General features: G+C 71.1%; 8 protein-coding genes. 7 read left to right on the top strand and 1 reads right to left on the bottom strand.

The annotated features are described in order from the left end of the window. The first annotated feature begins 81 nt into the window (after positions 1–81). Genes pgsA through ACZ4VT_RS31975 form a run of 3 tightly spaced genes read left to right on the top strand, consistent with a single transcriptional unit; the run spans position 82 to position 2,821 of the window. Positions 82–747, top strand: coding sequence for a phosphatidylinositol phosphate synthase (gene pgsA, locus ACZ4VT_RS31965; RefSeq protein WP_376615485.1), 666 nt, complete (start codon positions 82–84; stop codon positions 745–747). Further along, entirely contained in the window at positions 747–1,649 is a 903-nt protein-coding gene (locus ACZ4VT_RS31970; protein ID WP_467954915.1) for a phosphatidylinositol mannoside acyltransferase, read from the top strand. Before pgsA ends, ACZ4VT_RS31970 begins: the two co-directional genes overlap by 1 nt. Continuing rightward, the gene (locus ACZ4VT_RS31975; protein WP_467954916.1) at positions 1,649–2,821 is read left to right on the top strand and encodes a glycosyltransferase family 4 protein; all 1,173 of its coding nucleotides are present in this window, start codon (positions 1,649–1,651) and stop codon (positions 2,819–2,821) included. The genes ACZ4VT_RS31970 and ACZ4VT_RS31975 overlap by 1 nt, the downstream gene beginning before the upstream one ends. 28 nt (positions 2,822–2,849) lie before the next feature. Here the strand turns inward: ACZ4VT_RS31975 and ACZ4VT_RS31980 are convergent, their stop codons facing one another. Beyond that, the gene (locus tag ACZ4VT_RS31980) at positions 2,850–3,011 is read right to left on the bottom strand and encodes a hypothetical protein (protein WP_467954917.1); all 162 of its coding nucleotides are present in this window, start codon (positions 3,009–3,011) and stop codon (positions 2,850–2,852) included. Positions 3,012–3,133: 122 nt separating this feature from the next. Here ACZ4VT_RS31980 and ACZ4VT_RS31985 point away from each other — a divergent pair, with 122 nt between their 5' ends. From ACZ4VT_RS31985 to ACZ4VT_RS32000, 4 genes are all read left to right on the top strand, one after another. Beyond that, entirely contained in the window at positions 3,134–3,676 is a 543-nt protein-coding gene (locus ACZ4VT_RS31985) for a LemA family protein (protein ID WP_467954918.1), read from the top strand. A 127-nt stretch (positions 3,677–3,803) separates the two neighbouring features. Beyond that, a complete protein-coding gene (gene pdxS / locus ACZ4VT_RS31990) occupies positions 3,804–4,721 on the top strand; it encodes a pyridoxal 5'-phosphate synthase lyase subunit PdxS (protein WP_030010552.1) in 918 nt (305 codons plus the stop codon). Between the two features lie 4 nt (positions 4,722–4,725). Then, positions 4,726–5,316 (top strand): pyridoxal 5'-phosphate synthase glutaminase subunit PdxT, encoded by a 591-nt coding sequence (gene pdxT, locus ACZ4VT_RS31995; protein ID WP_362803182.1) that lies wholly within the window; start codon positions 4,726–4,728, stop codon positions 5,314–5,316. Between the two features lie 57 nt (positions 5,317–5,373). After that, positions 5,374–6,126 (top strand): YebC/PmpR family DNA-binding transcriptional regulator, encoded by a 753-nt coding sequence (locus ACZ4VT_RS32000; protein WP_008740481.1) that lies wholly within the window; start codon positions 5,374–5,376, stop codon positions 6,124–6,126. Positions 6,127–6,286 lie beyond the last annotated feature (160 nt).

The raw sequence follows: 6,286 nt of genomic DNA on the forward strand, positions 1-6,286 counted from the left end.
TTCGGGCGGCGGCGTGCTGGCTACGATGGGCCAGCCGGTGGCCGTGGTGGCCGTGCGGCCCAGCGACCCTCCGGGAAGGCCATGCTGAACAAGTACGCGCGTGCATTCTTCACGCGTGTTCTCACGCCATTCGCCGCTTTTCTGCTCCGGCGGGGGGTGAGCCCGGACGCGGTCACCCTGATCGGCACGGCCGGAGTGGTGGCGGGAGCGCTGTTCTTCTTCCCCCGGGGCGAGTTCTTCTGGGGCACGATCACCATCACCCTCTTCGTCTTCTCCGACCTGGTGGACGGGAACATGGCCCGCCAGGCCGGGATCTCCAGCCGCTGGGGAGCCTTCCTCGACTCCACCCTCGACCGGGTGGCGGACGCGGCGATCTTCGGCGGTCTCGCGCTCTGGTACGCGGGATCCGGGAACGACAACGTGCTCTGCGCGGTGGCGATCTTCTGCCTGGCCAGCGGCCAGGTGGTGTCCTACACCAAGGCGCGCGGCGAGTCGATCGGGCTGCCGGTGGCCGTCAACGGGCTCATCGAACGGGCCGAGCGCCTGGTGATCTCGCTGGTCGCGGCCGGTCTGTCGGGGCTGCAGACCTTCGGGGTGCCGTCCTGGATCGGCGTGCTGCTGCCGATCGCGCTGTGGATCGTGGCCGTGGGCTCGCTCGTCACGCTGATCCAGCGGGTGGTCACCGTACGCCGCGAGTCGGCCGAGGCCGACGCCGAGGCTGCCGCCGCCGACGGTGGCGCGGCCTGATGGGCAGCGCACAGGACAAGCTGGTCAGCGGGCTGTACGGGCTCGGCTGGGCCGGGGTCAAGAAGCTGCCCGAACCGGCCGCGGTGGCCCTGGGCCGGCGGATCGCGGACCTCGTGTGGAAGCGGCGCGGCAAGAGCGTGCTGCGGCTGGAGTCGAACCTGGCCCGGGTGGTGCCCGACGCCGGTCCGGAGCGGCTGCGCGAGCTGTCCCAGGCGGGCATGCGCTCGTACATGCGGTACTGGATGGAGTCCTTCCGGCTGCCGACCATGAACCCGGAGCGGTTCGGCACCGACGTCGAGTTCACGGACGAGCACATCCTGCGCGACGCCCTCGCCTCCGGGCGCGGGGTCGTCGTCGCGCTGCCGCACCTCGCGAACTGGGACCTCGCCGGGGCCTGGGCCATCGGCCACATCGGGGTGCCGTTCACCACGGTCGCCGAGCGGCTCAAGCCCGAGACCCTCTACGACCGCTTCGTGGCCTACCGGGAGAGCCTGGGCATGGAGGTCCTGCCGCACAGCGGCGGCGCCGCCTTCGGCACGCTCGCCCGCCGGCTGCGCTCCGGCGGCCTGGTCTGCCTGGTCGCGGACCGGGACCTGTCGGCCTCCGGGGTCGAGGTGGACTTCTTCGGCTCCACCGCGCGGATGCCGGCCGGGCCGGCGCTGCTGGCCCAGCAGACCGGTGCGGTCCTGCTCCCGGCCACCCTGCACTACGGCGACACGCCGAAGATGTACGGCCGGATCCACCCCGAGGTGGAGGTGCCGAAGACCGGCACGCGGATCGAGAAGACCGCCGTCATGACGCAGGCGGTGGCGGACGCCTTCGCCTGGGGCATCGCCGAGCACCCGGAGGACTGGCACATGCTGCAGCGACTGTGGCTGGACGACCTGGAGGAGCGCGCGTAGTGAAGATCGGCATCGTGTGCCCGTACTCGTGGGACGTGCCGGGTGGCGTCCAGTTCCACATCCGGGATCTGGCCGAGCACCTGATCCGTCTCGGCCACGAGGTGTCGGTCCTGGCCCCGGCGGACGACGAGACCCCGCTGCCGCCCTACGTGGTCTCGGCCGGGCGGGCGGTGCCGGTGCCGTACAACGGCTCGGTGGCTCGCCTGAACTTCGGGTTCCTCTCCGCCGCGCGGGTCCGGCGCTGGCTGCACGACGGCACCTTCGACGTGATCCACATCCACGAGCCGGCCTCGCCCTCGCTGGGCCTGCTGTCCTGCTGGGCGGCGCAGGGCCCGATCGTGGCCACCTTCCACACCTCGAACCCGCGCTCGCGCGCCATGATCGCGGCGTACCCGATCCTCCAGCCGGCGCTGGAGAAGATCAGCGCGCGGATCGCGGTGAGCGAGTACGCGCGGCGCACGCTGGTCGAGCACCTCGGCGGCGACGCGGTCGTCATCCCCAACGGCGTCGACGTGGACTTCTTCGCCAAGGCCGACCCGAACCCCGACTGGTCCGGGCAGACCCTGGGCTTCATCGGCCGCATCGACGAGCCGCGCAAGGGCCTGCCGGTGCTGATGGCGGCCTTCCCGAAGATCGTGGAGGCCTGTCCGGACGTACGGCTGCTGGTCGCGGGCCGCGGCGACGAGGAGGAGGCGGTGGCCTCGCTGCCCGCGGAACTCCGCCCGCGGGTCGAATTCCTCGGCATGGTCTCGGACGAGGACAAGGCACGGCTGCTGCGCAGCGTCGACGTGTACGTCGCCCCGAACACGGGCGGCGAGAGCTTCGGCATCATCCTGGTCGAGGCCCTGTCGGCGGGCGCCGCGGTCCTGGCCTCGGACCTGGACGCCTTCGCGCAGGTCCTGGACCAGGGCGGGGCCGGTGACCTCTTCGCCAACGAGAACCCCGACGCCCTCGCGACGGCGGCGATCGCCCTCCTGCGCGACCCGGCCCGCCGCGCGAAGCTCAGCGCCAGCGGCTCGGCGCACGTCCGCCGCTTCGACTGGTCCACGGTCGGAGCGGACATCCTGGCGGTCTACGAGACGGTCACGGACGGCGCGGCGGCGGTGGCCGAGGACGACCGCAGCACCAGCCTCCGCACCCGCCTGGGCTTCTCCCGCGACACCTCGGCCTGACCCCGCCCGGCCGGGTCCCGCCAGGGCGCTACCACCCGGCGGAGACGACCCGGTGCGGCCGGCCACCGGGGGCGATGGTCACCTCGTGGACCGCGCCCTCCCGTGGGGTCATGCGGATCCGGTCGGGGCCGAGGCCGCTGACGGCCGGCAGCAGAAGCGCCACCGGTCTGCGGAAACGCGTGTGGTCCATGATCCCCCCGGGTGGTTCGTGATCTCCCCGAACGATGTGGATCATGCGGCTTGGGGGAGAGCCCGGACCGGGGCGAGGGGCGATGACCGCCCGGGCCCCACGGAGCGGTAGGGTCGCGCAGCGTGATCGAAACCCTTGTCTGGATCGCCCTGGCTCTCGGAGTCATCGGGGTCTACCTCAGCTGGACCGCCGGCCGGCTGGACCGGCTGCACTCGCGGATGGACGCCGCGCGGGCCGCGCTCGACGCGCAGCTCGTCCGGCGGGCCTCCGTGGTGCTGGAGGTGGCCACCTCCGGGGTGCTGGACCCCGCCTCCTCGCTGGTGCTGTACGAGGCCGCGCACGGCGCCCGGCAGGCCGAGGAGGAGCACCGGGAGGTCGCCGAGAGCGAGCTCAGCCAGGCGCTGCGGGCGGTCTTCGCCGACGCCGACCAGGTCGAGGTGCTCAAGGCGGCGCCCGGTGGGGCGCAGGCGACCGAGGAGCTGGCGGCGGCCGTCCGCCGCGTGCCCATGGCCCGCCGCTTCCACAACGACGCCGTACGGGCCGCCCGCGCGCTGCGCCGCCATCGCAAGGTCCGCTGGTTCAGACTGGCCGGGCACGCCCCGTTCCCGCTGGCCTTCGAAATGGACGACGAGCCCCCGGTGGATCTTGCCGACCGGCCCACCTAGGGCCGTGAGGGACAAATGAAGGAGCCACGGGCTCCACATTGGCCCTTGTAGTGGACTGACCCGTGAGGTTTCCTCGGTCAGGTAGTACCCGTCTTCCTTTCGAGTTCCCTTCGAGTGAGGTCAATCCGTGAGCACGCTTCCCACCTCCCCCCAGTCCGCCGAGTCGGCGATCGGCACCTCGCGCGTCAAGCGCGGCATGGCCGAGCAGCTGAAGGGCGGCGTGATCATGGACGTGGTCAACGCCGAGCAGGCGAAGATCGCCGAGGACGCGGGCGCCGTCGCCGTCATGGCCCTCGAGCGGGTCCCGGCCGACATCCGCAAGGACGGCGGGGTCGCCCGCATGTCCGACCCCAACATGATCGAAGAGATCATCGAGGCCGTCTCCATCCCGGTCATGGCCAAGTCCCGCATCGGCCACTTCGTCGAGGCCCAGGTGCTGCAGTCCCTCGGCGTCGACTACATCGACGAGTCCGAGGTCCTGACCCCGGCCGACGAGGTCAACCACTCCGACAAGTGGGCGTTCACCACCCCCTTCGTCTGCGGTGCCACCAACCTGGGCGAGGCCCTGCGCCGCATCGCCGAGGGCGCGGCCATGATCCGCTCGAAGGGCGAGGCCGGCACCGGCAACGTCGTCGAGGCCGTCCGCCACCTGCGCCAGATCAAGAACGAGATCGCCCGCCTGCGCGGCTACGACAACAACGAGCTGTTCGCCGCCGCCAAGGAGCTGCGCGCCCCGTACGAGCTCGTCAAGGAGGTCGCCGAGCTCGGCAAGCTCCCCGTCGTGCTGTTCTCCGCCGGTGGCGTCGCCACCCCCGCCGACGCCGCGCTGATGCGCCAGCTCGGCGCCGAGGGCGTCTTCGTCGGCTCCGGCATCTTCAAGTCGGGCGACCCGGCCAAGCGTGCCGCCGCCATCGTGAAGGCCACCACCTTCTACGACGACCCGAAGATCATCGCGGACGCCTCCCGCAACCTGGGCGAGGCCATGGTCGGCATCAACTGCGACACCCTCCCCGAGTCCGAGCGCTACGCCAACCGCGGCTGGTAGTCATATGAGCACCCCCGTGATCGGTGTCCTGGCTCTCCAGGGCGACGTACGGGAGCACCTGATCGCCCTGGCCGCGGCGGACGCCGTGGCCAGGCCGGTCCGGCGTCCCGAGGAGCTCGCCGAGATCGACGCCCTGGTGATCCCCGGCGGCGAGTCCACGACCATGTCGAAGCTGGCCGTGCTGTTCGGCATGCTGGAGCCGCTGCGCGAGCGCGTGGCCGCCGGCATGCCCGTGTACGGCACCTGCGCCGGCATGATCATGCTGGCCGACAAGCTCCTGGACGGCCGTGAGGACCAGGAGACCCTGGGCGGCATCGACATGATCGTCCGCCGCAACGCCTTCGGCCGCCAGAACGAGTCCTTCGAAGCGAAGATCGACTTCGCGGGCATCGAGGGCGGCCCGGTGGAGGGCGTCTTCATCCGCGCCCCCTGGGTCGAGTCCGTCGGCGGCGCCGCCGAGGTGCTCGCCACGTACGACGGCCACACGGTCGCCGTGCGCCAGGGCAACGTCCTCGCGACCTCGTTCCACCCCGAGCTGACCGGAGACGACCGAGTTCACGCGTACTTCGTCGACATGGTGCGCGCGGGGCTGTAACGGCGTCCCGGTAGGATCTGAGGCGAACACTGTTGGTGACGCGAAGGAGACAGGCAGATGTCCGGCCACTCTAAATGGGCTACGACGAAGCACAAGAAGGCCGTGGTTGACGCCAAGCGCGGCAAGCTCTTCGCGAAGCTGATCAAGAACATCGAGGTCGCGGCCCGTATGGGCGGTGCCGACATCGACGGCAACCCGACCCTCTTCGACGCCATCCAGAAGGCCAAGAAGAGCTCGGTACCGAACAAGAACATCGACTCCGCGGTCAAGCGCGGCGGTGGCCTTGAGGCCGGCGGCGCCGACTACGAGACGATCATGTACGAGGGCTACGGCCCGAACGGCGTCGCGGTGCTCATCGAGTGCCTCACCGACAACCGCAACCGCGCCGCCTCCGACGTCCGCGTCGCCATGACCCGCAACGGCGGCTCGATGGCCGACCCGGGCTCGGTCTCGTACCTGTTCAACCGCAAGGGCGTCGTCCTCCTGCCCAAGGGCGAGCTCTCCGAGGACGACGTCCTGGAGACGGTGCTCGAGGCCGGTGCCGAAGAGGTCAACGACCTCGGCGAGAGCTTCGAGATCATCAGCGAGGCCACCGACATGGTCGCGGTCCGCACCGCGCTCCAGGAGGCGGGCATCGACTACGACTCGGCCGACTCCAACTTCCTGCCGACCATGCAGGTCGAGCTGGACGAAGAGGGCGCGCGCAAGATCTTCAAGCTGATCGACGCGCTGGAGGACAGCGACGACGTGCAGAACGTCTTCGCCAACTTCGACGTCTCGGACGAGGTCATGGAGAAGGTCGACGCCTGAGCGGCAGACCGTTCAGCAGCGGGGGGGGGGGGGGGGGGGGGGGGGGGGGGGGGAGGGGGGTGTGGGGGGGGGGGGGGGGGGCCACCCCCCCCCCCTCTGGTCCGAAGTACTGGCTGGCTTCGCGGAAATCCACCGTGTCCTGCGCCCCGGCGGCCGCATG

The organism is Streptomyces sp. NPDC029164 (assembly GCF_055563995.1).

Excerpts from the sequence above, each read along its gene's own strand:
- pgsA (WP_376615485.1), top strand. The coding sequence starts at position 82 with ATGCTGAACAAGTACGCGCGTGCATTCTTCACGCGTGTTCTCACGCCA.
- ACZ4VT_RS31970 (WP_467954915.1), top strand. The coding sequence starts at position 747 with ATGGGCAGCGCACAGGACAAGCTGGTCAGCGGGCTGTACGGGCTCGGC.
- ACZ4VT_RS31980 (WP_467954917.1), bottom strand. The coding sequence starts at position 3,011 with ATGGACCACACGCGTTTCCGCAGACCGGTGGCGCTTCTGCTGCCGGCC.
- pdxT (WP_362803182.1), top strand. The coding sequence starts at position 4,726 with ATGAGCACCCCCGTGATCGGTGTCCTGGCTCTCCAGGGCGACGTACGG.
- ACZ4VT_RS32000 (WP_008740481.1), top strand. The coding sequence starts at position 5,374 with ATGTCCGGCCACTCTAAATGGGCTACGACGAAGCACAAGAAGGCCGTG.